The sequence below is a fragment of the Streptomyces sp. MUM 2J genome, from assembly GCF_022414535.1.
GTDB lineage: Bacteria > Actinomycetota > Actinomycetes > Streptomycetales > Streptomycetaceae > Streptomyces.
Window position 1 is genome coordinate 1 of the sequence record NZ_JADWYM010000055.1, and the last position, 26307, is coordinate 26307.

The following is a 26307-nucleotide window of genomic DNA, read 5'->3' on the forward strand; positions in this document are numbered from 1 at the left end:
CACCCGGGCCGCGGCGGAGCCGGCGTCCACCGCCGGCTCGCCGGGCCCCGGCGCCCACGGGGTTCCGTCCTCCCCGGCGGCACCCGGGGCTCCCGGGGCTCCCGGGGCAGCTGGCGCCCACCTCCCGCATCGGCCGCCCTCCCCCGGGCGCGAGCGCCGCGGCCGCGCCGTCCTCCTCACCGCCCGCGGTCTGCGCGTCCGCTACGCCGGTTTCACAGCGCTCGACGGTGTCGATCTCGACGTGCCGGCCGGCCGGGTGACCGCGGTCGTCGGGCCCAACGGCGCCGGCAAGAGCACCCTGTTCCACTGCCTGGCCGGCACGGTGCGTCCCGTGGAGGGGCGGGTGCGGCTGCGGGGGCGGGACGTGACCCGTACGGCGGCGCACGCCCGGACCCGGCTCGGTGTCGCCCGGACCTTCCAGGAGCTGGCCGTCTTCCCGTCCCTGACGGTCTCCGAGAACGTCCGGATCGGCGCCGAGCAGGGCCGCGTCGCCGACCCGGCCGCTGTGGAGCGGACCCTGCGGCTGCTCGGCCTCGACGGGCCGGTGCGGGCCCTGCCCGCCGCGGGCCTGCCCACCGGCACCCTGCGCCGTGTCGAGCTGGCCAGGGTCCTGGCGGGCAGCCCGCGCGTGCTGCTGCTGGACGAACCGGCCGCCGGCCTGGACAGCGCCGAGGTGGCGGCCCTGGCCGGTGTGCTCGGGGCGCTGGCCGCCGACGGCATGGCGCTCCTGGTCGTGGAGCACGACCTGGACCTGGTCGCCGATCTCGCCGACGTCGTCCACGTGATGGCCGCGGGCCGGATCGTGGCCTCCGGCCCGCCCGACCGCGTCCTCGACGCCGTCGACTCGCCCGCCGTCCCACCGGACCGCCCGGGGAGGCTGCCATGACGGCCGTCTCGCTGCGCCACGCGCGCGTGCGCTACGGCCCCCTGGAGGCCCTGCACGGCGTCACGCTCGTCGCCCCCGGCCCCGCCCTCACCGTGCTGCTGGGCCGTAACGGCTCCGGCCGCAGCACCGTCCTGCGGGCACTGGCCGGCACGGTGCGGCTGTCGGGCGGCGCGGTGGTGTGGGACGGCACCGATGTGACCCGGATGCCCGCCCACGAACGGGCACGGCGCGGGATGTGCCTGGTCCCCGAGCGGCAGGCGGTGTTCGGTTCCCTGACCGTGCGGGACAACCTCGGCCTGTCCGCCCCGGACGCGGACGCCGCCCTCGACGCCTACCCGCAGCTCCGCCCGCTTCTCCCCCGCCGCGCCGGCACCCTCTCCGGCGGGGAGCAGCGCATGCTCGCCGTGTCCCGGGCCCTGCTGGCCCGCGCGCGCGTGGTGCTCGTCGACGAGCCGGCCCAGGGCATGTCGCCCGCGGTGGCGGCCCGCACCTACGAGGTCCTGGCCTCCCTGGACGCCTGCGTGATCGTCGCCGAGCAGCGGATGCCCCCGGCGCTGCGCGGCCGGCCGGCGTTCGTGCACGAACTGCGGCGCGGCTCCGTGGTGTTCAGCGGCGAGGCGGGTGAGCTGGAGCGCCGCCGGGCGGTGGCGGGCGGCACCCCGCCCCGGCCCGGCGGGCGCCGGGGCCCCGGGCCGCGCCCACCGGGCTGACCGCCCGGGCAGCGCGCGCCCGCCCGGCGCGCAGGGCCCCACCCGGTCGGCGGACCGGGTGGGGCCGGGTGCACCGGACCGGGGTGACTCAGAGTGCGAGGCGCTGCCCGGGCACGATCAGGTCGGGATCACCGCCGATGACCGCCTTGTTGGCGGTGTAGATCCGCTGCCAGGTGGTCCCGTGCCGGGCGGCGATGCCGCTCAGCGTGTCGCCCTTGCGGACGGTGTAGTCACCGCGGGAGCCGCCGCGCTCGGCACGGCCGTTCGTGCGGGCCGGCGCCTTCCCCTGCCCGGACTTCTTCATCGGCTTCCGGGCGGTCGCGCCCGGCCTCGCGGACTCGGCCGTCCTGCTCGACCTCGTGGTCGTGCCCGACTCGGACGTGTGCGAGCTGCCCGACGCGTGGGACCGGCCGGCCCCCGCCGACGTGCCTGCCGCGGGTGCGCTGCCGATGGCTCCGGCGCGCGCCGAGCAGACGGGCCACGCACCCCACCCCTGGGCGTGCTGGACCTTGGTGGCGACGGCGATCTGCTGCTGCCGGGAGGCCCGGTCGGCGGTCGGCGCGTAGGCCGTGCCGCCGTACGCGCGCCAGGTCCCGGCGGAGAACTGGAGCCCGCCGTAGTAGCCGTTGCCGGTGTTGATGTGCCAGTTGCCGCCGCTCTCGCACTGGGCGATGCGGTCCCACACTCCGCCGTCCGCCGCCGTGGCGCTGCCGGCCGCGGCCAGCAGGCCGAGGGGGGCGAGGAGCGCCGCTCCGGCGAGGGCGGCCGTCGTGCGGGCCCGGCCCCTGCCCCGGGCCGTGCTCCGGGTGCTGCGAACGTTGTTGCGCGTGTCATCGGCACATTCGGACATGAAGTTCCCTCTCGAAGGACCCGGATTCCCCCAAGGCGGAACACACCCGGCGCGCATGGACGCGCCGGCCGCGCTCGCCCCGCCCGCCGGAGGTGGTGCTGCTCCGAGCCTGGGCTGCGGAGGGGCCGGCGGACGTACCCGAGCGGTGCTCGTTGCACACGGCCGAGGAATCTACGGAGCGTGAGGGAGTGCCATCAACCAACACCTCGTCATTCCAGGCCAGTTGGACGTTACCGCGAGTACCGGCGAATTCCGGCCACCCACTACATCCGTTCATGTCGCGATATCCGGCCTACGTTTCCCGTCGATCTGTGACCCACTTCACCGCGTCAACTTCTTTGACCAGAGCAACTCTTGACGATGAGTGACCGATTCCGGAGCGGAGGTGACCGTGCGCGCCGGATGGTGCGATTCCGATCGGACCCGTGCGTGACTCCCACCACAGATCGCCCGTTGTCTCCTTCATGAGCCGGGGACCCGCCCGGTCTCGCCACCGCACCGCATCCCGAGGGAGCCACCCGTGCCGCGCATGCTCGACGTCAGCGACGAGGTACGCGCCGAGATCGGCGACGAAGAAGCCGACCGGCTGCTCGCCGGAGAGAACGCGCCCGGCAGCTACGACTGCACCTCCTGCCGCACCCCCGGCGACTCCGAACGCGAGCCCACCAGCACCGTGCTGTTCATCGGCGAGGAAACCGCCGTCCTCGCCTTCGCACACGCCGGCTGCCTGCCCTCGCAGGTCGTCCAGGTCACCGAGGAACAGCTGCAGGGCGCCGTCCGCTCCATCGGCGGGGACATCTCCGCCGACGCCGCCGTCCCCGCCGTCACCGAGCCCGAGAAGTCCGTTCCCGAGCAGGCCGTGCTCGGCGTCACCAGCGGACTCGTCCTGATCGCCGGGGAGTTGCACCCCGCCTTGGTCGTGGAGCCGACCGCGCCCATCGTGCGGCCCGGCACCACCGGCATCGGAGACGACTTCCTGCCGCTCCTGATCGAGCAGGGTTTCATGCCGCTGACCGAACTGACCGGTGTGCCACCGGTGCAGCACGGATGGTCCGTGCTGCTGGCCATGGGGCAGCTGCACGCCGTGCTCCAGCCGGGCCCCGACGGTGGCCAGCCGGTGGCCTGGTGGCAGGCCCACCAGCCGCTCCAGGTCACCGACGGCTGGCGGGCCGCCGCCAACAAGCACCAGCAGGTGCTGATGTACGCGGCCCCGGTGGGCTCCATCGGCCGTCAGCCCCGCGAGGACCTGCTGCGGGACGCGCTCGACAAGGCCGCGGCCAACGGGAAGCTGGTGGCGGCGGCCCTGCCGCTGGCGGGCACCTGAGCACCGCGCGCGCCGAACCGCGCCTCGGGACCGCATCCTCCAGCGCGTCGGCGTCGTTTGGCTGTACGTGCACACCTACGACGCTCTCCGCCGCCAGGCCCCCCTGGGCGGCCCATCGGCCACGCCGATCTACGACGCGCTCTACGCCGAGTACGTCAAGTCCTTCCGTACGTTGCCGGGTGACCGCAGCGGCGAGGAGGACCTCGGGTTCAGCGCCTTCGGGAGCACTCCGTACAGATCGGGCTCGTTCGGCGGCTCCGGCTCCTACAGCGCCTACAGCGCGGGCGCGTTCAACGCACGGCAGCAGACGCAGTGGCAGCGCGTCGGGTACATCGGCCCGCAGGGCTCGAACATCCCTCAGCACGTCCCGGCCGCGCTGCCGCCCGGCCGGAGCGGCGGCATCTGACCGGCCCCGCGGCAGCCGGCCCGGCGGCGCGAAGGGCGGCCCCCGCTTCGGGGGCCGCCCTTCGGCGCACTCGGCCTGCGCCGGTGACTACTTCTTGCGCGAGCCGCGCTTCTCGCGCACCCGCACCGAGATGTGGATGGGCGTACCCTCGAACCCGAACTCCTCGCGCAGCCGGCGCTCGACGAACCGCCGGTAGCCGGCCTCGATGAAGCCGGAGGCGAACAGCACGAACCGGGGCGGCTTGGTGCCGGCCTGGGTGCCGAACAGGATGCGCGGCTGCTTGCCGCCGCGGATCGGGTGCGGATGGGCGGCGACCAGCTCGCCGAGGAAGGCGTTCAGGCGGCCCGTCGGGACGCGGGTCTCCCAGCCGGCCAGGGCGGCCTCGATCGCCGGGACCAGCTTCTCCATGTGGCGGCCGGTGCGCGCCGAGACGTTGACCCGGGGCGCCCAGGACACCTGGCCCATCTCGGTCTCGATCTCACGCTCCAGGTAGTAGCGGCGCTCCTCGTCCAGGGTGTCCCACTTGTTGTAGGCGACGACCAGGGCGCGGCCCGCCTCCACGGCCATGGTGATGATGCGCTGGTCCTGCACGGAGATGGACTCGGCACCGTCGATCAGAACGACCGCGACCTCGGCCTTCTCGACGGCGGCGGCGGTACGCAGGGAGGCGTAGTAGTCGGCGCCCTGCTGGAGGTGGACGCGCTTGCGGATGCCGGCCGTGTCGACGAACTTCCAGGTCCTCCCACCCAGTTCGATCAGTTCGTCGACCGGGTCACGGGTGGTGCCGGCGAGTTCGTTGACGACGACGCGCTCCTCGCCCGCCACCTTGTTCAGCAGGGAGGACTTGCCGACGTTGGGGCGGCCGATCAGGGCGATGCGGCGCGGGCCGCCGATACCGCCCGCGCCGAAGGACTGGCGCGGCGCCTCCGGCAGCGCCTCCAGCACGGCGTCCAGCATGTCGCCGGTGCCGCGGCCGTGCAGCGCGGAGACCGGGTGCGGCTCGCCGAGGCCGAGGGACCACAGGTAGGCCGCGTCGGCCTCGCCGCTGGGACCGTCGACCTTGTTGGCGCACAGCACGACCGGCTTGCCCGCCTTGCGCAGCAGCCGCACGACCGCCTCGTCGGTGTCGGTGGCGCCGACCTTGGCGTCGACGACGAAGACGACGGCGTCGGCGGCGTCGATCGCGAACTCGGCCTGCGCGGCCACGGAGGCGTCGATGCCGAAGACGTCCTGCTCCCAGCCGCCGGTGTCGACGACCTTGAAGCGGCGGCCCGCCCACTCGGCCTCGTAGGTGACGCGGTCGCGGGTGACGCCCGGCCGGTCCTCGACGACGGCCTCACGCCGGCCGATGATCCGGTTGACGAGGGTCGACTTGCCGACGTTGGGCCGGCCGACGACGGCGAGGACCGGGAGCGGGCCGTGGCCGGCCGCCTCGATCGCGCCCTCGACATCCGTCAGGTCGAAGCCCTCTTCCGCGGCGAGCTCCATGAACTCCGCGTACTCGGCGTCGCCGAGAGCCCCGTGATCGTACTCGTGCTCGGCCGAGTCGTCGGGCTGGATGTGGTCGTTCATGGGGTCCGTACCTCGTCGTTCATCGTGGTGGTCGGTGGACCGTCCGGTGAGGGTGATCCACTACTCACAGTGTCGCTCAGCGCCCGGTGAGGCGCCTGGCGTTTTCCAGGTGGCCGGTGAGCTGCTTCTGGATGCGTTCGGTCGCCTCGTCGAGGGCCTTGCGCGTGCGGCGCCCGGTGCCGTCGCCCGCGTCGAACGGGTCGCCGAAGACGACGTCGATGCGCGAGCGCAGCGGGGGCAGTCCTCCGGCCAACCGTCCGCGCCGCTCGGTACTTCCCAGTACGGCCACCGGGACGACGGGGGCCCCCGAGCGCACCGCGAAGTAGGCGAGCCCGGCACGCAGCGCGGCGAAGTCGCCCTCGCCGCGGGTGCCCTCCGGGAAGATCCCGAGGACCCCGCCGTCCGCGAGGACGTCGAGTGCCTGCGTGATCGCGGTGCGGTCCGTGGTCTCCCGGTCCACCTTCAGCTGGCCGATGCCGGTCAGGAAGGGACCGAGCGGGCCGACGAACGCCTCTTTCTTGATCAGGAAGTGCACGGGCCGGGGCGCCACACCCATGACCATCGGGCCGTCGACGTTGTGGGAGTGGTTGACGGCGAGGATGGCCGGGCCGCTCGTGGGCACCCGCCAGGCGCCAAGCACGCGCGGCTTCCACAGCCCGTACATCAGCGGGACGCCGATGCGCCGCCCGATCTCGGCGCGCCGTGCGGAGGGTGCGGTCACTTCGCAGCCCGCTTCTCCTCGACGAGGGTGACGACACACTCGACGACCTGCGGCAGGGTGAGCTCGGTGGTGTCGACCTCGACCGCGTCGTCGGCCTTGGCCAGGGGGGAGGTCTTGCGGCCGGAGTCCGCAGCGTCCCGCTTGAGCAGCGCCTCGCGGGTGGAGTGGACGTCGACGCCCCGCAGCTCGCCGCTGCGGCGCGCGGCGCGCGCCTCCGGGGTGGCGGTGAGGAAGATCTTCAGGTCGGCGTCGGGCAGCACCGTGGTGCCGATGTCGCGGCCCTCGACGACGATGCCGCGCTCGGCGTCGGCCGCGATGGTCCGCTGGAGCTCGGTGATCCGGGACCGCACCTCGGCGACGGCGCTGACCGCGCTGACCTTGGAGGTGACGTCCTGGGTGCGGATCGGGCCGGAGACGTCCACGCCGTCGACGCTGATCGCCGGGGCGGACGGGTCGGTGCCGGAGACGATCTCGGGCTTGCCGGCCACGGCGGCGATCGCGGAGGGGTCGTCGACGTCGATCCCGTTGGTCACCATCCACCAGGTGATGGCCCGGTACTGGGCGCCGGTGTCCAGGTAGCTGAGACCGAGCTGGGCGGCCACGGCCTTGGACGTGCTCGACTTGCCCGTGCCGGAGGGGCCGTCGATGGCGACAATCACGGGCTGGGCGGCGCCGTTTTCCACGGGGGGACACCTTCCTGGTGCGCTGCGGTGGTGGTGTGCGGGGCGCGAACCGCCCCGCACAAGGTTACTGGCTCGCCGGAGGCCGTCCTCACTGGCGCAGGGCCCAGCCCCGCTCGCGCAGGGCGGCGGTCAGGACCGGGGCCGCCTTCGGTTCCACCATCAGCTGCACCAGGCCGGCCTGCTGCCCGGTGGCGTGCTCGATCCGCACGTCCTCGATGTTGACCCCGGCCTGTCCCGCGTCGGCGAAGATACGGGCCAGCTGGCCGGGCTGGTCGTCGATGAGGACGGCCACGACCTCGTACGTCCGCGGGGCGGTGCCGTGCTTGCCGGGCACCCGGACCCGGCCGGCGTTGCCGCGGCGCAGCACGTCCTCGACGCCGGCGGCGCCGTCGCGGCGCCCGGAGTCGTCGGATGACTGAAGGGCCCGCAGCGCCTGCACGGTCTCCTCCAGGTCGGAGGCGACGTCGGTGAGCAGGTCGGCCACGGGGCCGGGGTTGGCGGAGAGGATGTCGACCCACATCCGCGGGTCGGAGGCGGCGATCCGGGTCACGTCCCGGATGCCCTGCCCGCACAGCCGCACGGCGGCCTCCTCGGCGTGCTCCAGGCGGGCGGCGACCATGCTGGACACCAGGTGGGGCATGTGGGAGACGAGGGCGACGGCGCGGTCGTGGGCGTCGGCGTCCATGACGACCGGCACGGCCCGGCAGTGCGAGACCAGCTCCAGCGCGAGGTTGAGTACCTCCGTGTCGGTGTCCCGGGTCGGGGTGAGGACCCAGGGCCGGCTCTCGAACAGGTCGGCGCTCGCGGCGAGCGGGCCGGACTTCTCGCGGCCCGACATGGGGTGGGTGCCGATGTACGGGGCGAGGTCCAGGCCGAGGGCCTCCAGCTCGCGGCGCGGGCCGCCCTTGACGCTGGCCACGTCGACGTAGCCGCGGGCGGCGCCGCGGCGCATGGTGTCGGCGAGCACGGAGGCGACGTGGGCGGGCGGGGCGGCGACGACCGCGAGGTCGACAGGGCCCTGGGGCGGCTCGTCGGTGCCGGCGCCGAGCGCGGCCGCCGTGCGGGCCTGCTCCGGGTCGTGGTCGGCGAGGTGGACGACGACGCCACGCTGGGCGAGGGCGAGGGCGGCGGAGGTGCCGATCAGCCCGGTTCCGATGACGAGTGCGGTCCTCACTGGGCGATGTCCTTGCGCAGAGCGGCGGCGGCGCCGAGGTAGACGTGGGTGATGCCGGCACGGTCCCGGTCGGACTCGACGTGGGCGAGGACGCGTACGACGCGGGGCATGGCCCCTTCGACGTCGAGTTCCTGGGCGCAGATCAGGGGCACGTCGGTGATGCCGAGCTTGCGGGCCGCGGCAGCCGGGAAGTCGCTGTGCAGGTCGGGCGTGGCCGTGAACCAGACGCTGATCAGGTCGTCGGCGGTCAGGCCGTTCCGCTCCAGGACGGCGGTGAGCAGGGCTCCGACCCGCTCGCCCATGTGTCCGGCCTCGTCCTGGTCGAGTTGGACGGCGCCCCGGACCGCTCGTACCGCCACGGCGATGCTCCTTAGCTGTTCTGTGAATCGGTTCCTCGTCCGTCCAGCCTAGTCAGACCGGCAGGTGCCGGTGCCCGATGCCCGTCCCCTGAGACGGCGCGCGGGTCCGCCGCGCCGCGCGGGTCCGCCACGACACGCCCTCTGGACGAGGCGCGCCGGGTCCGCTCTCATGGCAGGAAACGCCTCGGGGGGAGGCCGCCCGTGAAACGTCCCGGTCCCCTGCTCACGCTGCTCGTGGGGCTGCTGCTGGGCATCGCGCTGCTGTCGCTCGACGCCACCTCGGGCGGGGAGGGGACCGCGTCCGCGCCTCGGCGTCCGTCGCCGTCCGCGACGCCCGCGTCGGCACCGGCGACGAGCACGCCGCCGCCGTCACCCACCCCGTCCAGGACGCCCGTGCCGGACGCGGACTACGCGGGCCGCACCGCCGACGACACCGCGGCGGTCGCGGTGACCGTCCGTGACCGGAAGGCGATCGCCTACTTCTGCGACGGCCGTACCCGGGAGTCGTGGCTGGAGGGCGACGTCGCGGACGACGGCAGCATGCGTCTCACGGGCCGTGACGGCAGCTCGCTGGACGGCACGCTGGAGGGTGCCGACCGGATCAGCGGCACGGTCGACGCCGGCGGTGACCACCACGTGTTCACCGCGGACCGGGCCGCACGACGGTCCCGCCTGTGGCGGGCGACCGGCACGGTGCGCGGTGCGCGGATCGACGGCGGCTGGATCGTCCTGAAGGACGGCACCCAGGTCGGGGTGGTCACCCGTGACGGCACGACGTCCTCGGCCCCCCGCATCGACCCGGAGACCGGTGCGGTGACGGTCGACGGGGAGCGGTTGACGGCCCGTCCGGTGACCCCCTGACCCACCCCTCCGCCCGTCCGTCCGCCGCAGGGAGGCGATCATGACCGTGGACCCGAACGCGCCCACCCAGGACTTCCCCTCCCCCGGCCCGGGTCGCTCCAGCCCGGCCCGCTACCTGGTCCCGGCCCTGTTCGCCGCCGCGGTGGCGGTCGCCCTCGGCGTCTACGGCCGCGTCCACGACCCGGCGGGCACGGCGTTCAGCCTCGCCGGGTTCAGCAGTACGGGCGCGGTGAAGTCGTGGCTGGCGACGGCGGCGGTCCTCCTCGCGCTGGTCCAGGTCGCGTCGGCGCTGATGATGTACGGCAGGCTGCCCGGACCGCGCTGGGCTCCGGTGCTGCACCGCTGGTCGGGGCGGGCGGCGTTCCTGACCGCGGTCCCGGTGGCCGTGCACTGCCTGTACGCCCTGGGCTTCCAGTCGTACGGGACGCGGGTGGTGTGGCACTCGCTCCTGGGGTGCTTCTTCTTCGGTGCCTTCAGTGCCAAGATGCTGTTGCTGCGCTGGGAGCGCCTTCCCGGCTGGCTGCTCCCGATCGTCGGCGGGCTCGTGTTCGCCGCGCTGACGGTGCTCTGGCTGACCTCCGCCCTCTGGTTCTTCCGCACCTTCGGAGTGACGACATGACCCACGTCCCGACCCGGCGCACGGTGCTGCTCACGACCGGGGCGGTGGCACTCGCCGCCGGCTGCGGCGAGTACGGCGGCGGCGATTCCGGCTCGTCCGCGTCGGCCGGGCAGGAACTGGCGCGGACGGACGAGATCCCGGTCGGCGGCGGAAGGATCTTCGCGGCCGAGAAGGTGGTCGTCACCCAGCCGGAGCGGGGCGATTTCAGGGCCTTCTCGGCGATCTGCACCCATCAGGGCTGCACCGTGAACACGGTCGCGGAAGGCACCATCGACTGCCCGTGCCACGGCAGCAGGTTCCGCATCACGGACGGCTCGGTGGCCCGCCCGCCGGCGACGCGGCCGCTGCCCGAGAAGAAGATCTCCGTCGAGGGCGACCGCATCAGCCTGGCCTGAGGCCGTCCGCCCGGCGGCCCCTCGCCCCGGCGTGCCCGTCCGACCGGCCGGTCAGGCGTCCCAGAGCGCTCCGAGCGCGACGAGTTCGCCGTGGTGCTCGATCCGGTCCGCCCACTGCGCCGGCCAGGCGTCCGCGCCCAGGTGGGCGCCGGCGAAGGCACCGGTCAGGCAGGCGAGGGAGTCGGAGTCGCCCGCGGTGCAGGCGGCGCGGCGCAGCGCGGTCAGCGGCTCGCCGGGGAAGAGCAGGAAGCACAGCAGGCCGGTCGCCAGGGCCTCTTCGGCGATCCAGCCCTCGCCGGTGGCCAGGCAGGGGTCGGTCTCCGGGGAGGGGGTCCGCACGGCGTCCTGCAGTCGCCGCAGGATCGCCAGGCAGTCGTCCCAGCCGCGCGCGATGAAGTGCTCCGGCGTGGCGTCCTGGCCGCGGGTCCACAAGTCTCCGAGCCAGGTGTGGTGGTAGCGGGTGCGGTTGTCGTAGGCGTACGACCGCAGCAGACCGACCAGCCCGGTCGGCTCGGCGCCCTGCGCGAGCAGCCGTACGGCGTGCGCGGTGAGATCGGACGCGGCGAGGGCGGTGGGATGCCCGTGGGTGAGCGCGGCCTGGAGCTGGGCGGCGCCCGAGCGCTGTTCGTCGCTCAGGCCGGGGGCGAGTCCGATCGGCGCCACCCGCATGTTGGCGCCGCAGCCCTTGGAGTGGATCTGGCTCGCCTCCTGCCACGCCCGGTCCTCCTTCTGGAGCAGGTCGCAGGCGACGAGGCAGGTGCGGCCGGGGGCGCGGTTGTTCTCCGGGGACCGGTACCAGTCCACGAACTCCTCGCGGACGGGCCGCTCCAGTCCTCGGGGCGCCAGGAAGCCCCGGTCCATGGCGGTGCGCAGGCCGCGCCCGAGGGCGAGGGTCATCTGGGTGTCGTCGGTGACGAAGGCGGGCGTGGGCAGCTCCGTCTCCCGCCACGGCCCGCACTTCGCGAGGATCGACGGCAGGTCGTCGAACTCGGCCGGGAAGCCGAGCGCGTCTCCCAGGGCGAGGCCCAGCAGCGCTCCGGTGGCGGCGGTCTTCCTCACGGTCATGCGGGGCGTCCTTCCCGGGACGGTCGGAGCAGAGGCGGGTGCAGGGCGGTGGCGGTGCCCGCGCGGTAGAGGGCGGCGGGCTTGCCGCGGCCGCCGGTCAGCCGGGCGGCGCCCGGCACGGGCTCGACGAATCCCTCGGTGGCCAGCACCTTGCGGCGGAAGTTGGGCCGGTCCAGGGCGGTGCCCCAGACCGTCTCGTAGACCTGCTGGAGCTCGCCGAGGGTGAACTCCGGCGGGCAGAAGGCGGTCGCGAGGGAGCGGTACTCCAGCTGGGCGCCGACCCGGTCGTGGGCGTCGGCCAGGATGCGGTCGTGGTCGAAGGCGAGCGTTCCCTGCGTGCCGTACGGCAGCCAGCGCGCCTGTGCCGCGTCCCCGCCTCCGCGTGGCTCGGGGGCGTTCGGCAGCAGTGCGGTGAAGGCGACCGAGACGACCCGCATCCTGGGGTCACGACCGGGTTCGCTGTAGGTGCGCAGTTGCTCCAGGTGCAGCCCGGCGACGTCCGCCAGGCCCGTCTCCTCGGCGAGTTCGCGCCGGGCGGCCGTCTCCGCGGACTCGCGCGGCAGCAGGAAGCCGCCGGGCAGCGCCCAGCGGCCGGTGTACGGCTCCTGCCCGCGCTCGACGAGGAGGACGTGCAGGGCGCCGTCGCGGACGGTGAGGACCGCGAGGTCGACGGTGACGGCGAACGGCTCGTAGGCATGCCGGTCGTAGCCGGCCGGCCGGTCCTGTCGCGGCACGGCCCCCACCCCCTTTAATAGTCATCACGACTATAAAAGGGGGTGGGGGCCGGACACAAGCGGCTTCCGGGGGCTTCTAGAGGTCGACTTCCTTCATCAGCATCCCGACCTCGGTGTTCGACAACCGGCGCAGCCAGCCCGACTTCTGGTCGCCGAGGGTGATCGGGCCGAAGGCGGTGCGCACCAGCTTGTCGACCGGGAAACCGGCCTCGGCGAGCATGCGGCGCACGATGTGCTTGCGGCCCTCGTGCAGGGTCACCTCGACCAGGTAGTTCTTGCCGGTCTGCTCCACGACCCGGAAGTGGTCCGCGCGCGCGTAGCCGTCCTCCAGCTGGATCCCGTCCTTCAGGCGCTTGCCCAGGTCGCGCGGGATGGGCCCGACGATGTGCGCGAGGTAGGTCTTCTTCACGCCGTACTTGGGGTGGGTCAGCCGGTGCGCGAGCTCGCCGTGGTTGGTGAGCAGGATGACGCCCTCGGTCTCGGTGTCGAGCCGGCCGACGTGGAAGAGCCGCGTCTCACGGTTGGTGACGTAGTCGCCGAGGCACTGGCGCCCCTCGGGGTCCTCCATGGTGGAGACGACACCGGCGGGCTTGTTCAGCGAGAAGAACTGGTAGGACTGCGTGGCGACGGTCAGGCCGTCGACCTTGATCTCGTCCTTCTCGGGGTCGACGCGCAGACCCTGCTCGGTCACGATCTGCCCGTTGACCTCGACCCGGGCCTGGTCGATCAGCTCCTCGCAGGCGCGCCGGGAACCGTAGCCCGCGCGCGCGAGCACCTTCTGGAGCCGCTCGCCCTCCTGCTCCGCGCCCGGGAAGGTCTCGGGCAGCTTGACGTCCTTCCTGCCCGCGTAACGCTCCCGGTTGCGCTCCTCGGCGCGGGCCTCGTACTCACGGGACCGCGCCGGGGCGCTGCGGCCCCGCTGCTGCGACTGCTTCGGCCCGCCCTTGGCGCCACCGCGCGCCGCGCCGCCGCGCCCGGACTTCGGGCCGTCCTGGGAGGCGCCCGGGCCCACGTCGTAGCGGCGCTCCTCGGGGCGGGGCTTGCGGGGGCGGCCCTGCCCCTGCTTCTGGTCCCTGTCGTTGCCGGCTCCGCGGTAGTTACCGCGCCCGCCGCTGTTGCCGCTGCTTCGCATCAAAGTTCCGTCTGGTCGTCATCGTCGTCGGTGCCCGGGACGCTGCCCCGGGCGGCACCCGGCGCGTCATCGGGAGCGTCCGGGTCGAACGACGGCACCCCCTCCTGGGTCTCGGCCTCGATCGCCTCCGCCTCCGGCAGGAAGGGCGCGAGCTCCGGGAGCTCGTCCAGACCGCGCAGGCCCATCCGCTCCAGGAAGTAGTTCGTCGTCCTGTACAGGATCGCACCTGTTTCGGGTTCCGCGCCCGCCTCCTCGACCAGTCCCCGCTGCAGGAGGGTCCGCATCACGCCGTCGCAGTTGACCCCGCGCACCGCCGAGACCCGGCTGCGGCTCACCGGCTGGCGGTAGGCGACGACGGCGAGGGTCTCCAGGGCAGCCTGCGTGAGACGGGCGGTCTGCCCGTCCAGGACGAGCCGCTCGACCGCCGCCGCGTAGGCGGGGCGGGTGTAGAAGCGCCAGCCGCCGGCGACGTGGCGCAGCTCGAACCCGCGGCCCTGCACGGTGTACTCGTCGGCCAGTTCGCGCAGCGTGTCGGCGACCTGCCGCGCCGGCCGCTCCAGGATCCTGGCGAGGCGCTCCACGGTCGCGGGCTCGTCGACGACCATCAGGACGGCCTCCAGGGCGGGCTTCAGCTCCAGATCGGCGACGGTGCGCGCGCCGGCGGGAGCACCCGCGGTCCCCTCACTCACGGCTTCCTCTCCTCCTCGGCCTGCTCGCCGCTTCCGCCTCGCCGGACTCCCCTGCCGCACCCGCCTCGTCGCTCGCGCCGGCCTTGCCCGAACCGGCGGCCCTGCCACCCCTGCCGGACCCGCCGCCGGGCTCGGGTGGCCGGTCGAACTCGTCGGTCACCCTGGGCGCCGCGTCCGTGTCCCCGCCGGCCCAGCGCACGATCAGCTCGCCGAGCGCGTCCTCCTGCTCCAGGGCGACGGCCTTCTCGCGGTACAGCTCCAGGAGGGCGAGGAAGCGTGCCACGACCGTGAGGGTGTCACCGGTGTCCTCCACCAGCGCCCGGAAGGTCGCCTCCCCGAGTTCCCTGAGGCGGGCGATGACGATCCCGGCCTGCTCCTGCACGCTGACCAGCGGCGCGTGGATGTGGTCGACGTACACCTGCGGTCTCGGCTTCGGCTGCATCGCCTTGACCGCGAGCCTGGCGAACCCCTCGGCACCGATGCTGATCACGACCTCGGGCAGCAGCTCGGCGTGCTCGGGTTCGAGCCCCACCGTACGGGGGTGGCGCAGGGCCTCGTCCTCCAGCCGGGCGCCGAAGATGTCGGCGATCCGCTTGTACGCCCGGTACTGCAGCAGCCGCGCGAACAGCAGGTCCCGCGCCTCCAGCAGGGCCAGGTCGGCCTCGTCCTCCACCTCGGCGGCGGGCAGCAGCCGGGCGGCCTTGAGGTCCAGCAGGGTGGCGGCGACGACCAGGAACTCGGTCGTCTCGTCCAGGTCCCAGTCCGGCCCCATCGCCCGGATGTGCGCCATGAACTCGTCGGTCACCTTCGACAGGGCGACCTCGGTGACATCGAGACGGTGCTTGGAGATCAACTGGAGCAGCAGGTCGAAGGGGCCTTCGAAGTTGGCCAGCCGCACGGTGAAGACACCGTCGCCGGCGCCCTCCGGAGCGTCCGCGGACGGGAGGTCCGCGCGTGAGGCGCGGCAGGGCGCGGGGTCCTCGGGGGGCGTGGCGGGCGGGGAGCCGGCTGGAGGCGAGCCGCCGGACGGGGAGGCCTCGGACGGGGAGTGAGCGGGAGGCGGGTCCTCGGGCGGCGCCGCCAGCGGCGGCGCGGCGGGAATGTCTCGCTGCGCCTCCCGCGCGCCCGCCCGTCCCGGCTCGTGGCCGGCCTCGGACGGCGCCGCCCCGCCCGGGGCTTCACCCGCGGACGGCCCGGGCGGCGGAGGCGGCCCGGCCGGTGCAGGGTTGGCGCCCGGCCCCCGGCCCAGGGTGCGGCGGCGGCCGCGCGGGCCATCGGGGGCTGGGGCGTCGTTCGAGGTCATGGCCCCCGAAGGGTATCGCTACCGCCCGCGGAGACGGCGTACGAGAATGCTGGCGTCGCCGCGGCTCTCCAGGTCGGCGAGGACGACGGCGACGGCCTCGCGGACGATGCGCCCGCGGTCGACGGCCAGGCCGTGCTCACCGCGCAGCACCAGGCGGGCGTGCTCCAGGTCCATGAGTTCCTCGGCGGAGACGTAGACCGTGATCTTCTCGTCGTGCCGCTCGCGCCCGCTGGGGCGCCGCGCACCGGCCCGTCCGCGCCGCCGCGGCTGCGCGGCGGTGCCAGAACCTTCCTGCTGGGACTGCTGGGACTGCTGCGCCGACTGGCGTCGCGCCGAGCGCTCGGCCGCCGTGCCCCGGCTGCGCGACTCGCCCGCCACCGGTGCCTCGGCGTCGGCCGCGACGTGCTCGACGCCGTCGCCGTCACCGGCCTGCGCGGGCACCGACTGCGGAGCGTCGTCGGACACGGTCGCCGCCGCGGCGTCGGCCTCCCCCGCCGGAGCGGGCACCCTGGCCTCACCGCCTGCCTGGCGCCGGGGAGTGGACGGCTGGAGTGCCATTCCCCCTGTCGTACGGAAGAGTTCGTCGGCCCCCGGCAGACTCACTCGGCGTGACACCGGGCGAGCACCTCCCTGGCGAGCTGGCGATAGGCGGCGGCACCGACGGAGTTGGAGGCGTAGGTGGTGATCGGTTCACCGGCGACGGTGGTCTCCGGGAAGCGGACCGTGCGGCCGATGACCGTGTGGTAGACGTGATCGTCGAACGCCTCGACGACGCGCGCGAGCACCTCGCGGCTGTGCACCGTGCGGGAGTCGTACATCGTCGCCAGGATCCCGTCGAGCTCCAGCTCCGGGTTGAGCCGCTCCTGGACCTTCTCGATGGTCTCCGTCAGCAGCGCGACGCCGCGCAGCGCGAAGAACTCGCACTCCAGCGGAACGATCACCTTGTGCGCGGCGGTCAGGGCGTTGACGGTGAGCAGGCCGAGCGAGGGCTGGCAGTCGATGACGATGAAGTCGTAGTCGGGCAGCAGCGGCTTGAGGGCCCGCTGGAGCGTCGACTCGCGCGCGACCTCGCTCACCAGCTGGACCTCGGCGGCCGAGAGGTCGATGTTGCTCGGCAGCAGGTCCATGTTGGGGACCGCGGTCTTCAGCAGGACCTCGTCCGCGGACATGCCCCGCTCCATGAGCAGGTTGTAGACGGTGAGGTCGAGCTCCATCGGGTTGACACCGAGGCCCACCGACAGCGCGCCCTGCGGGTCGAAGTCCACGAGGAGCACGCGTCGGCCGTACTCCGCGAGCGCGGCACCCAGGTTGATGGTCGACGTCGTCTTGCCGACGCCGCCCTTCTGGTTGCACATCGCGATGATCTTCGCGGGGCCGTGGTCGGTCAGCGGGCCCGGGATCGGGAAGTACGGCAGCGGGCGACCGGTCGGGCCGATGCGCTCGCGGCGCTGACGCGCCGCGTCGGGCGCGAGGGTGGCCGCGTACTCGGGGTCGGGCTCGTACTCGGCGTCGGGGTCGTAGAAGTGCCCGTCGGGCAGTTCGTCGTAGTCGGCGAAGTGGTTGTGGGGCGCGCCACTTCCGTCGCCGGCCATGGCGTTCACGTGATGGCCATCCATGCTCTGGGGTGCTGACAGAGCCGTGTGGGGGCTGCCTTGGCTCTGGCGGGCTGCGAAGGTTCGGACAGCGACGGAGCCGACAGCCTCGAGCCCCGTGGGGCCCTGGCCCCGCGTAGGCGTTCCTGGTTGACCACCCCCGGGAGAAAATGTCGACTCATTCACAAGTCGTCTTACCTCCTTGGTGACCAGGAAACTTCTAGACAAGGTCAGCGTGGCACCATGCCGACGGTTGGCGACTCTATGGCGTGTCGGGCGTCCGCAGCAACACAATCCGCCGGACCCGGCCCGATGTGTCGGCAATGAAACATCCCTCTGTCAAGGGCGTACGGCCGTCGCACCGCAGGTTTCACCGGTGTGCGAATCGGTTGAAGGGATACGTTCGAGGCGAGTTGGCCGAGAGCCGCAAAGTGACCATACACACATCTGGCCGGACCTTGTCGGGCAAGGTCCGGCCGGATGAGCGGTGTTGACGAGTCTTGTTGACGTATCGCCTTTTGCCGCCGGATGACTTGATCCGGCCGGTGTGCCGGCCGGATCCACGGGGGTCAGCCGAGCAGGGTCTCCAACTCCACGTGCTCCAGGCCGTGGGCCTCGGCGACCTCGCGGTAAACCACCTTGCCGTCATGGGTGTTGAGGCCCCTGGCCAGCGCGGCGTCGCGGCGGAGCGCCTCCACCCAGCCGTTGTTCGCGAGCGAGACGATGTACGGCATCGTCGCGTTGGTGAGCGCGTAGGTGGAGGTGTTGGGCACCGCGCCGGGCATGTTGGCGACGCAGTAGAAGACCGACCGGTGGACCTCGAAGGTCGGCTCGGCGTGCGTGGTGGGACGGGAGTCCTCGAAGCAGCCGCCCTGGTCGATCGCGATGTCGACAAGGACACTTCCGGGCTTCATCCGGGAGACCAGCTCGTTGGTGACCAGCTTCGGGGCCTTGGCGCCCGGTATGAGGACGGCGCCGATGACGAGGTCGGCCTCCAGGCAGGCCTTCTCCAGCTCGAAGGCGTTGGAGACGACGGTCTGGATCTTCGTGCCGAAGATCTTGTCCGCTTCCTTGAGCTTGTTGATGTCCTTGTCGAGCAGGGTCACGTGGAAGCCCATGCCGATGGCGATCTGTGCGGCGTTCCAGCCCGAGACGCCGCCCCCGATGACGACGGCCCGGCCGGCCTGCACACCGGGGACGCCGCCGGGCAGCACGCCGCGGCCGCCGGCCGCGCGCATCAGGTGGTACGCGCCGACCTGCGGGGCGAGGCGACCGGCCACCTCGGACATCGGGGCGAGCAGCGGCAGGGCGCGGCTGGGCAGCTCGACGGTCTCGTAGGCGATGGCCGTGGTGCCGGACTCCAGGAGGGCGTCGGTGCACTCCCTGGAGGCGGCCAGGTGCAGGTAGGTGAAGAGCGTCTGGTCCTTGCGGAGGCGGTGGTACTCCTCGGCGATGGGCTCCTTGACCTTCAGCAGCAGGTCGGCGGTGGCCCAGACCTCGTCGGCGGTGTCCAGGATGCCGGCGCCGGCGGCCACGTACTCGTCGTCCGTGATCGAGGAGCCGAGGCCGGCGCCGCGCTCGATGACGACCTGGTGGCCGTGGCGCACCAGCTCGTGCACACCGGCGGGGGTGATGGCCACCCGGAACTCGTTGTTCTTGACCTCGCGGGGGATGCCGACCTTCACGTCGATCACGGTCCTTGGCTCAGGGGATGTGGTGCATTACAAGACATACCCAGACATGCGCGGCCGGACCGGGCACACCGGGAGACACCGCAGGAGAACGAGCGGTAGAGCCAGTTTAATGAAGGTGTTCCGCCTGTCTAGCCTTTCATTGCATCAATCTTCAGTGGATGTACTACGGGTTTCGCAGGCGTTAGCGTCCTGTTCCGGCGCCGACCCGGGTTCCGGGGCCCGTTCTCCCAGCATGCGCCCGGCCGTGGCGCGGTGGATCGCGGCCGCCGGCGGGTCGCCGAGGTGGTCCAGGGTGTCGGCCAGCCTCAGATGCAGCGCGGCCTGGAGCCGGACGTCATCGGCGTGCCGCGCCCACTCCACTGCCTCCTGGCAGGTGCGCAACGACTCCGCGGGCCGCCCCGCGTACTCCTGCACCCGGGCCAGCTCGCTCAGAGCCCGCGCCTGAGCCGGCACGTCACCGCGCCTGCGGTACGCGGCGACGGCCGCCCGCCAGTGCCGCAGCGCCTCGCCGTAGCGGCCCGCGTAGGTATGGGCAGCGGCGATACGGCCGTACAGCCGGGCGGCGTCCGCACTCTCGTCGCGGGCCAGCCGCCGGGCGAGCGCGCGGCCGAACCAGTCGGCGGCCCGGTCGTAGTCCCCGAGCTCCAGATGGGCCCCGCCCACGGATTCCATCGCGCGGCCGGTCGCATACGGGTCGTCCGCCTCACGTCCGGCGTCCAGCGCCGCCCGGTAGCGCGCCAGCGCCTCGGTCGTACGGCCGGTACGGGCGTCCAGGTCGCCGAGGTTCAGCAGGGCTGCGGCCCTCTCGCGGTGCAGACCGCGCCGCTCGGCCACGTCGAGGACGAGGCGGTGGATGCCGTACAGGTCGGGGGCGGCGGCCTGCGTACCGAAGTGCGCGACCATGGCCCTGACCAGCTGGGACATCAGCCGCCGGGCCAGAGTGTCGAGCTCTCCGTCGGCGACGGCGAGCCGGGCGGCCGCCAGCAGGGCGGGCCGCCGGACGAGCAGCCACTCCTCGGCCGCCCGGGGGCTCGGGAAGCGCAGCGAACGGGGCAGGCCCTGGAGTCTCTCCCGTGCCCCGGGGTTGTCCGTCTCGGTGATCGCCCGGCAGGACCGGAGCAACCGCACGGTCCGCTCCAGCATGCGGGCGCGGGCCAGCTGCACCTCGGCCGGCCGGTCCTGGGCCTCGGTGAGTGCCTTGAGCAGGGGGTGCAGGCAGCCCGGGACCTCGTACTGCGGCAGAGGCGAGTCCACGGTGCGCAGCAGGCCGAGGGCGACGAAGTCGTCGAGGGTGGTGCGGGCGCCGCTGACCGAGCAGCCGGCCAGGGCCGACGCCGTGTGCGGGTCCACGTATCCGGCCGGGGCCAGCGCGAGCAGTCGCAGTATCCGCGCGGCCGGGGCGGGCAGCGCGGTGTAGGCGAGCCGGAAGGCCCGGGCCAGCGGGGTGCCCTCGTCGCCCTCGGCTCGCAGTTGCTTGGCGAGGTCGGCGACGGCGGACTTGGGGCGCGCCGCGAGCCAGCCGCCCGCCAGCATCAGCGCGGCCGGCTGGGCCTGGCACTCCTCGGCGAGGCCCTCGGCCGCCCGCGGGTCGACGGTGACCCGGACCGAGCCGGTGTACCGGGACAGCAGCTCCAGGGCCGACTTGGTGTCCAGGCCGCCCAGGGTGCAGGGGCGGACGTCGCTGATGCCGGTCAGGGGGCCCGCGGAGACGGCGACGACGAGGCAGTCGGGGTTGTCCGGGAGCAGCGCGTCGACCTGCTCGGCCCCGGCCGCGTCGTCCAGCAGGAGCAGCGTCCTGCGGCCGGCGAGGGCGTCCCGCAGCGCGGCGGTCAGGTCGTCCTCGGCGGCCCCGGGCGGGATCGGCAGGTCGAGGGCGGCGAGCAGGTCCCGGGCGACGCGCTCCACCGGGACCGGGGTGCCGTCGGGGTCGCTCAGGCGTGCCCGCAGCGCGCCGTCGGGGTAGCGGTCGGACACCTGCCGGACCAGTTCCTCGGCGAGGGCCGTGCGGCCGGATCCAGGTCGGCCCGCGACGAGCAGCACGCGCGCGCGGGGCGCCTTCCTCCCGGAGATGGTGTCGAGGCCGGCGCGTTCGATGTCGGCGCGCAGCTCCTTCAACTCCCGTGTACGGCCCAGGAACCGGTCCTCCGCGTCCGGGTGCCCCGACACCTGCACGCCGCCTGCGTCCACCGCCTGATCCGTCACGGGCCACACTCCCGTCCCACCGCGCGCATAGCCCGCCGGGGCTCCGGCCGGGCGTCCGGTGCTGCGATTCGGGGAGAAGGTCCACCGGCTCGCGACGCCCGGCGCACCTTCCCGGTCACAGCACCAGTGCCCCGGCAGGCGACGTCCGCCCCGTCGCGACGCCAGGTGCGCTCCCCACGGCCCCGAGGGCGTGGAAGTGGCCCCTCTCGCCGCACCGCCCGAAACCCCGCGTACGTCCCCGTACGAGGGCTCCCGGCCGGCACTCCCCCAAGCTCTTCGAGCAAGGGGGGGGACCTCCGGAGCACGCACCGGACTGCGCTCCTTGACGGGCGAACACTGCCTGCCACGGCACGTGCAGAGCCTAGTTCACGCTCCGCAACGTCCCGGGTGGAGCGCGGCGGGGGCGTCGCCCGATCGGATCAGGCGATGGTCACACCAGCGGCGGGCGGGTGGCCACGCGTCGGAGGACGCCGGCCCGCCGGCGCGACGTCACGCGTCGAAGGGCCGCGCCGGCCACGGCGCCAGGGCCGGCCGCAGCCCGTCGAGGCCGTCGCCGCCGCGCGCCGCCACCAGCGACAGGACACCGACGACGAGGCAGTTGTTGTGCAGCTCGCCCGCGAGCACGCCGCGCACCAGCTCCGTGACCGGCACACGGGTGATCTCCATGTCGGCCTCCTCGTGCTCCACCTCGAAGCGCTCGCCCTCCGCCTCGGACAGGCCCCGGGCCAGGAAGATCCGCACGGACTCGTCGCAGCCGCCGGGCGTGGTGTACACGTCGGTCAGCACCCGCCAGTCCTCGGCCTTGACGTGCGCCTCCTCGTACAGCTCGCGCTGGGCGGCGTGCAGCGGGTTCTCGCCGGGCACGTCGAGCAGCCCGGCGGGGATCTCCCACAGCTTCTGCCGCACCGGGTGACGGTACTGGTGGATGACGATGGCGCGGTCCTCGTCGTCCAGGGCCAGGACGGCGACCGAACCCGGGTGCACCTGGTAGTCCCGGTGGACGACCGTGCCGTCGGGCATGACCACGTCGTCGGTGCGGACGGAGGTCTTGTTGCCCGTGAAGGGGGTCTCCGTGGCCCGGATCTCCCACTCCTCGGCGGTGTCCCTGATCGTCATGCTGCCCTTCCCCTGCCCTTCCACGTGCCCGGATGCGGCCGGGGCGCACACCAAGTGAATGGGTGCGCCCCGGCCACCGTACAACTGGTGTGCTACTTCGACGCGTTCTGCTCGCCCTCGGTCAGCCGGCGCTCGACGGCCGCCTTCACCAGCCCCGCGAACAGCGGGTGGGGACGGGTGGGCCGCGAGCGCAGCTCCGGGTGCGCCTGCGTGGCGACCAGGTACGGGTGGACGTCGCGCGGGTACTCGACGTACTCGACGAGCTTGCCGTCCGGCGAGGTGCCGGAGAACAGGATGCCCGCCTTCTTCTCCAGCTCGGCCCGGTAGGCGTTGTTCACCTCGTAGCGGTGACGGTGCCGCTCCTCGATGTACTCCTTGCCGGCGTACACCTCGCGCACGATGGAGCCCTCGGCCAGCTTGGCCGGGTACATGCCCAAGCGCATCGTTCCGCCCAGGTCGCCCTCACCCGCGACGATGTCGAGCTGCTCGGCCATGGTGGAGATGACCGGGTGGGCGGTGGCCGGGTCGAACTCGGTGGAGTTGGCGTCCGGGATGTCGGCCAGGTGACGCGCGGCCTCGATGACGATGCACTGCAGGCCCAGACACAGGCCGAGCAGCGGGATCCGGTTCTCGCGGGCGTAGCGGATCGCGCCGACCTTGCCGAGCACACCGCGGTCCCCGAAGCCGCCGGGGATGCAGATGCCGTCCACACCGGCCAGCTGGGCCTTGGCGCCGGCCGGGGTCTTGCAGTCGTCGGAGGTGACCCACTTGATCTTCACGCGGGTCCTGTTGGCGAAGCCGCCCGCGCGCAGCGCCTCGGTGACCGACAGGTAGGCGTCGGGCAGGTCGATGTACTTGCCGACCAGGGCGAGGGTGACCTCGTGGTCCGGCTTGTGGACGCGGTCGAGCAGGTCGTCCCAGGTCGTCCAGTCGACGTCGCGGAAGGGCAGGTCCAGCCTGCGGACGACGTAGGCGTCCAGGCCCTCGGTGTGCACGACCTTCGGGATGTCGTAGATCGAGCGGGCGTCGGGGCAGGCGACGACGGCGGCCTCGTCGACGTCGCACATCAGCGAGATCTTCCGCTTGATCGCGGTCGGCACCTCGCGGTCGCAGCGCAGCACGATCGCGTCCGGCTGGATACCGATGTTGCGCAGCGCCGCAACCGAGTGCTGCGTCGGCTTCGTCTTCAGTTCTCCCGACGGTCCGATGTAGGGCAGGAGGGAGATGTGGACGACGAAGACGTTGTCACGGCCGACCTCGTGGCGGACCTGCCGGACGGTCTCCAGGAACGGCAGCGACTCGATGTCGCCGACCGTGCCGCCGACCTCGGTGATGACGACGTCCACCTCGTCGGTGGCCATGCGCCGGATGCGGTGCTTGATCTCGTTGGTGATGTGCGGGATGACCTGGACGGTGTCGCCCAGGTACTCGCCGCGGCGCTCCTTGGCGATCACCGTGGAGTAGACCTGGCCGGTGGTGACGTTGGCCGAGCCGTCCAGGTCGCGGTCGAGGAACCGCTCGTAGTGGCCGATGTCCAGATCGGTCTCGGCGCCGTCGTTGGTGACGAACACCTCACCGTGCTGGAAGGGATTCATCGTGCCCGGGTCGACGTTGATGTACGGGTCGAGCTTCTGCATCACGACGCGCAGACCTCGTGCCTTGAGCAGCATGCCGAGGCTGGAGGCGGTCAGGCCCTTGCCGAGAGAGGAGGCGACACCCCCGGTGACGAAGATGTGCTTGGTCGTCGTTGCTTTGGGCGGCATGGCCAAGAGGGGGCTCCCGTGGTCGCGGTCTGGAGGGTGCGGTTCGGGGGCTTCTCACCCACCGGTCCACGGGCTACCAGGGTATCAGCGCCAGGGGCCGATGACGTCCGGCCACACTGCGCGCATGTGCCGACACGGAGCGGACAGAGGCCGGCCCGGGCGCCGCGGGGAAGGCCGCCGCGGCCGCGCGCCGCCTGCCCGCTCCTCACCTGGTGCTCACCCGTTCGGCGACGCGGGTTGCCCGGAGCGGCACGCAGATCATCTACGTGCGTCGTATCCTGCTCGGACACTCGCTGCCGAGCCCGGCCGGGTCGCACGGCACCACCCCCCGCCCGTAGATCACCGGAACAACGAGAGCTCGTCAGTTCGTTGAGCAGTAGTTGTGGCTTTGCCATCAAGGCTGAGCGGCTGCTTTGCTTCACCGCTCAACGACGCTTTACAACAACCCCTTGACCGCACTAGCGACCGCCCCGTTCGCGGGGTGACGTGGCCGTTCGACTGGAGTTGCACGTGGCCGGGCGCATCGAAGACTACGCACTTATCGGAGACATGCAGACCGCGGCGCTGGTCTGCCGGGACGGCACGGTGGACTGGCTGTGCCTTCCGCGCTTCGACTCGCATGCCATCTTCGCCGGCCTGCTGGGCACCGAGGAGCACGGCTTCTGGCGCCTCGGTCCGGCCCACGCCTCCGACGTGGAGCCGCCCACCGCCGCCCGGCGCGGCTACCGGGGCGACTCGCTGGTCCTGGAGTCGGAGTGGGACACCCCACGCGGCACGGTCCGGGTGACGGACTTCATGCCCCCGCGTGACGGCGCCCCGCAGCTGATCCGGATCGTGGAGGGCGTCTCCGGCCGGGTGCCCATGCGGTCCACCCTGCGCATGCGGTTCTCCTACGGCCGGGTGGTGCCGTGGGTGCACAAGCACGACGGGCGCACCGTGGCGGTGGCGGGCCCGGACTCGGTGTGGTTCGACACCGACGGCGAGACCTACGGCAAGTCCCTGACGACCTACTCGGACTTCACCGTGGCGCCGGGCGACCGGGTCGCGTTCACCATCTCCTGGCGCCCCTCGCACAAGGAGCCGCCGCCGCTGCCGGAGCCGGAGCAGTCGCTGGAGGCGACGGAGGAGTTCTGGCGCGACTGGGTGGAACAGTGCACGTACCACGGCCCCTACCGGGAGGCCGTGATCCGCTCGCTGATCACCCTCAAGGCGCTGACCTACGCCCCCACCGGCGGCATCGTCGCCGCTCCCACCACCTCCCTGCCGGAGGACATCGGCGGCGTCCGCAACTGGGACTACCGCTACACATGGCTGCGGGACGCGGCGATCACCCTGTCGTCCCTGCTGCGCACCGGCTACCGCGAAGAGGCCCGCGCCTGGCGCGAATGGCTGCTGCGGGCCGTCGCCGGCGACCCGGAGAACCTCCAGATCATGTACGGCATCGCCGGCGAGCGCGAGCTGGGCGAGGCGGAACTGGACTGGCTGCCGGGCTACGAGAAGTCGGCACCGGTCCGGGTCGGCAACGGCGCCGCGCACCAGCTCCAGCTGGACGTGTACGGAGAGGTCACCGAGGCGCTCCACCTGGCCCACATGACGGGCCTGGCCCGCAACGACTACGCCTCCCTGCTCCAGCTGAAGCTGATCCGCTACCTGGAGGACCACTGGCAGGAGCCGGACGAGGGCATCTGGGAGGTGCGCGGCCCGCGCCGGCACTTCGTGCACTCCAAGGTGATGGCCTGGGTCGCCGTGGACCGGACGATCAAGCTGATCGAGTCGGGCGACGCCGACGGACCGCTGGAGCGGTGGCGTGAGCTGCGCGACGACATCCACCGGGACGTGTGCGAGAAGGGGTACGACAAGGAGCGCAACACCTTCACGCAGTCCTACGGCTCGAAGGAACTGGACGCGTCCTTGCTGCTCATCCCGCAGATGGGTTTCCTGCCGCCGGACGACAAGCGGGTCATCGGCACCATCGAGGCCATCCAGCGGGAGCTGTCCACGCCGGACGGTTTCATCCTGCGCTACCCGACCGAAGGGGAGAGCGCGGGCGTCGACGGCCTGCCCGGCGACGAGGGCGCGTTCCTGGCGTGCTCGTTCTGGATGGCGGACGACCTGGCGATGATCGGCCGCGTCGACGAGGCCCGCAAACTGTTCGAGAAGCTGCTCTCCCTGCGCAACGACCTCGGTCTGCTCGCCGAGGAGTGGGACCCGCGGCTGCAGCGTCAGGTCGGCAACTTCCCGCAGGCCTTCAGCCACGTCCCCTTGATCGACACGGCCCTCCGCCTGACGGCTTCGGGGGCCTACGGAGGCTGAGGCGGACGGAGGATCCCCGCCCTCGGCGTCATGCGTCCGTGTGCCGCACGCGGCGCGGCGGGATCCACGCGTCCGGCGCCGTCGGCTCCCCCCGCTCCCTGGCATCGCCCCGGTCGTCGTCGCTGCGCACGACCGGGGCGCAGC

At 73.0% G+C, this 26307-nt stretch carries 25 protein-coding genes; 8 read left to right on the forward strand and 17 right to left on the reverse strand.

The features are described from left to right. Positions 1-886, forward strand: an 886-nt coding sequence (locus tag I3F54_RS29125; RefSeq protein ID WP_240121916.1) for an ABC transporter ATP-binding protein, incomplete at its 5' end; no start/stop codon positions are given. Further along, entirely contained in the window at positions 883-1596 is a 714-nt protein-coding gene (locus tag I3F54_RS29130) for an ATP-binding cassette domain-containing protein (protein WP_240121917.1), read from the forward strand. The genes I3F54_RS29125 and I3F54_RS29130, both read left to right, overlap by 4 nt. Positions 1597-1684: 88 nt before the next feature. Here I3F54_RS29130 and I3F54_RS29135 read toward each other — a convergent pair whose 3' ends face one another. Beyond that, a complete protein-coding gene (locus tag I3F54_RS29135) occupies positions 1685-2446 on the reverse strand; it encodes a transglycosylase family protein (protein WP_240121918.1) in 762 nt (253 codons plus the stop codon). A gap of 520 nt (positions 2447-2966) precedes the next feature. On the opposite strand from I3F54_RS29135, the gene I3F54_RS29140 reads away from it, so the two are divergent. Continuing rightward, positions 2967-3770, forward strand: a complete 804-nt coding sequence (locus tag I3F54_RS29140; protein ID WP_240121919.1) for a hypothetical protein — start codon at positions 2967-2969, stop codon at positions 3768-3770. A gap of 67 nt (positions 3771-3837) precedes the next feature. Further along, entirely contained in the window at positions 3838-4176 is a 339-nt protein-coding gene (locus I3F54_RS29145) for a hypothetical protein (protein ID WP_240121920.1), read from the forward strand. An 87-nt stretch (positions 4177-4263) separates the two neighbouring features. Here I3F54_RS29145 and der read toward each other — a convergent pair whose 3' ends face one another. From der to aroH, 5 genes are all read right to left on the reverse strand, one after another. Then, on the reverse strand, positions 4264-5748 hold the full coding sequence (der, locus tag I3F54_RS29150; RefSeq protein ID WP_240121921.1) for a ribosome biogenesis GTPase Der: 1485 nt from the start codon (positions 5746-5748) through the stop codon (positions 4264-4266). A 76-nt stretch (positions 5749-5824) separates the two neighbouring features. Next, positions 5825-6412, reverse strand: coding sequence for a 1-acyl-sn-glycerol-3-phosphate acyltransferase (locus tag I3F54_RS29155; protein ID WP_240121952.1), 588 nt, complete (start codon positions 6410-6412; stop codon positions 5825-5827). Positions 6413-6465: 53 nt separating this feature from the next. Next, positions 6466-7152 (reverse strand): (d)CMP kinase, encoded by a 687-nt coding sequence (cmk, locus tag I3F54_RS29160; protein WP_240121922.1) that lies wholly within the window; start codon positions 7150-7152, stop codon positions 6466-6468. 88 nt (positions 7153-7240) lie between these two features. Continuing rightward, positions 7241-8326 carry a prephenate dehydrogenase gene (locus I3F54_RS29165; RefSeq protein ID WP_240121923.1) on the reverse strand — a complete coding sequence of 362 codons (1086 nt, stop codon included), beginning with the start codon at positions 8324-8326 and terminating at the stop codon, positions 7241-7243. After that, a complete protein-coding gene (aroH, locus tag I3F54_RS29170) occupies positions 8323-8685 on the reverse strand; it encodes a chorismate mutase (RefSeq protein WP_240121924.1) in 363 nt (120 codons plus the stop codon). Before aroH ends, I3F54_RS29165 begins: the two co-directional genes overlap by 4 nt. 201 nt (positions 8686-8886) lie before the next feature. Here aroH and I3F54_RS29175 point away from each other — a divergent pair, with 201 nt between their 5' ends. Genes I3F54_RS29175 through I3F54_RS29185 form a run of 3 tightly spaced genes read left to right on the forward strand, consistent with a single transcriptional unit; the run spans position 8887 to position 10560 of the window. After that, entirely contained in the window at positions 8887-9546 is a 660-nt protein-coding gene (locus I3F54_RS29175; RefSeq protein WP_240121925.1) for a hypothetical protein, read from the forward strand. Positions 9547-9586: 40 nt separating this feature from the next. Next, positions 9587-10165, forward strand: coding sequence for a DUF6529 family protein (locus I3F54_RS29180; protein WP_240121926.1), 579 nt, complete (start codon positions 9587-9589; stop codon positions 10163-10165). Then, positions 10162-10560: a Rieske (2Fe-2S) protein gene (locus I3F54_RS29185; RefSeq protein WP_240121927.1), complete on the forward strand. Its 399-nt coding sequence runs from the start codon at positions 10162-10164 to the stop codon at positions 10558-10560. Before I3F54_RS29180 ends, I3F54_RS29185 begins: the two co-directional genes overlap by 4 nt. Positions 10561-10611: 51 nt before the next feature. On the opposite strand, the gene I3F54_RS29190 is transcribed toward I3F54_RS29185, so the two are convergent. From I3F54_RS29190 to I3F54_RS29240, 11 genes are all read right to left on the reverse strand, one after another. Beyond that, entirely contained in the window at positions 10612-11625 is a 1014-nt protein-coding gene (locus tag I3F54_RS29190; RefSeq protein WP_240121928.1) for an ADP-ribosylglycohydrolase family protein, read from the reverse strand. Continuing rightward, positions 11622-12359 (reverse strand): NUDIX domain-containing protein, encoded by a 738-nt coding sequence (locus I3F54_RS29195; RefSeq protein ID WP_240121929.1) that lies wholly within the window; start codon positions 12357-12359, stop codon positions 11622-11624. Before I3F54_RS29195 ends, I3F54_RS29190 begins: the two co-directional genes overlap by 4 nt. Before the next feature lie 76 nt (positions 12360-12435). Further along, positions 12436-13491 (reverse strand): pseudouridine synthase, encoded by a 1056-nt coding sequence (locus tag I3F54_RS29200; RefSeq protein WP_240121930.1) that lies wholly within the window; start codon positions 13489-13491, stop codon positions 12436-12438. After that, on the reverse strand, positions 13491-14180 hold the full coding sequence (gene scpB / locus I3F54_RS29205; RefSeq protein ID WP_240121931.1) for an SMC-Scp complex subunit ScpB: 690 nt from the start codon (positions 14178-14180) through the stop codon (positions 13491-13493). The genes I3F54_RS29200 and scpB overlap by 1 nt, the downstream gene beginning before the upstream one ends. Beyond that, entirely contained in the window at positions 14173-15483 is a 1311-nt protein-coding gene (locus I3F54_RS29210; RefSeq protein ID WP_240121932.1) for a ScpA family protein, read from the reverse strand. Before I3F54_RS29210 ends, scpB begins: the two co-directional genes overlap by 8 nt. Before the next feature lie 18 nt (positions 15484-15501). Next, positions 15502-16098, reverse strand: coding sequence for a hypothetical protein (locus I3F54_RS29215; RefSeq protein WP_240121934.1), 597 nt, complete (start codon positions 16096-16098; stop codon positions 15502-15504). Beyond that, positions 16083-17261, reverse strand: coding sequence for a ParA family protein (locus I3F54_RS29220; protein ID WP_240121935.1), 1179 nt, complete (start codon positions 17259-17261; stop codon positions 16083-16085). Before I3F54_RS29220 ends, I3F54_RS29215 begins: the two co-directional genes overlap by 16 nt. Positions 17262-17644: 383 nt before the next feature. Next, positions 17645-18769, reverse strand: a complete 1125-nt coding sequence (ald, locus tag I3F54_RS29225; protein WP_240121937.1) for an alanine dehydrogenase — start codon at positions 18767-18769, stop codon at positions 17645-17647. A 144-nt stretch (positions 18770-18913) separates the two neighbouring features. Next, positions 18914-20971 (reverse strand): tetratricopeptide repeat protein, encoded by a 2058-nt coding sequence (locus tag I3F54_RS29230; protein ID WP_240121938.1) that lies wholly within the window; start codon positions 20969-20971, stop codon positions 18914-18916. Between the two features lie 489 nt (positions 20972-21460). Then, positions 21461-22087, reverse strand: coding sequence for an NUDIX hydrolase (locus I3F54_RS29235; RefSeq protein ID WP_240121939.1), 627 nt, complete (start codon positions 22085-22087; stop codon positions 21461-21463). Positions 22088-22179: 92 nt separating this feature from the next. After that, positions 22180-23850 carry a CTP synthase gene (locus tag I3F54_RS29240; protein ID WP_240121940.1) on the reverse strand — a complete coding sequence of 557 codons (1671 nt, stop codon included), beginning with the start codon at positions 23848-23850 and terminating at the stop codon, positions 22180-22182. Positions 23851-24360: 510 nt separating this feature from the next. On the opposite strand from I3F54_RS29240, the gene I3F54_RS29245 reads away from it, so the two are divergent. Beyond that, positions 24361-26163 carry a glycoside hydrolase family 15 protein gene (locus I3F54_RS29245; RefSeq protein WP_240121953.1) on the forward strand — a complete coding sequence of 601 codons (1803 nt, stop codon included), beginning with the start codon at positions 24361-24363 and terminating at the stop codon, positions 26161-26163. Positions 26164-26307: the final 144 nt, after the last annotated feature.

Coding starts and splice junctions, on each gene's coding strand:
- I3F54_RS29135 (WP_240121918.1), bottom strand. CDS start 2,446: ATGTCCGAATGTGCCGATGACACGCGCAACAACGTTCGCAGCACCCGG.
- der (WP_240121921.1), bottom strand. CDS start 5,748: ATGAACGACCACATCCAGCCCGACGACTCGGCCGAGCACGAGTACGAT.
- I3F54_RS29155 (WP_240121952.1), bottom strand. CDS start 6,412: ATGTACGGGCTGTGGAAGCCGCGCGTGCTTGGCGCCTGGCGGGTGCCC.
- I3F54_RS29235 (WP_240121939.1), bottom strand. CDS start 22,087: ATGACGATCAGGGACACCGCCGAGGAGTGGGAGATCCGGGCCACGGAG.
- I3F54_RS29200 (WP_240121930.1), bottom strand. CDS start 13,491: ATGCGAAGCAGCGGCAACAGCGGCGGGCGCGGTAACTACCGCGGAGCC.
- I3F54_RS29240 (WP_240121940.1), bottom strand. CDS start 23,850: ATGCCGCCCAAAGCAACGACGACCAAGCACATCTTCGTCACCGGGGGT.
- I3F54_RS29210 (WP_240121932.1), bottom strand. CDS start 15,483: ATGACCTCGAACGACGCCCCAGCCCCCGATGGCCCGCGCGGCCGCCGC.
- I3F54_RS29130 (WP_240121917.1), top strand. CDS start 883: ATGACGGCCGTCTCGCTGCGCCACGCGCGCGTGCGCTACGGCCCCCTG.
- I3F54_RS29190 (WP_240121928.1), bottom strand. CDS start 11,625: ATGACCGTGAGGAAGACCGCCGCCACCGGAGCGCTGCTGGGCCTCGCC.
- I3F54_RS29185 (WP_240121927.1), top strand. CDS start 10,162: ATGACCCACGTCCCGACCCGGCGCACGGTGCTGCTCACGACCGGGGCG.
- I3F54_RS29180 (WP_240121926.1), top strand. CDS start 9,587: ATGACCGTGGACCCGAACGCGCCCACCCAGGACTTCCCCTCCCCCGGC.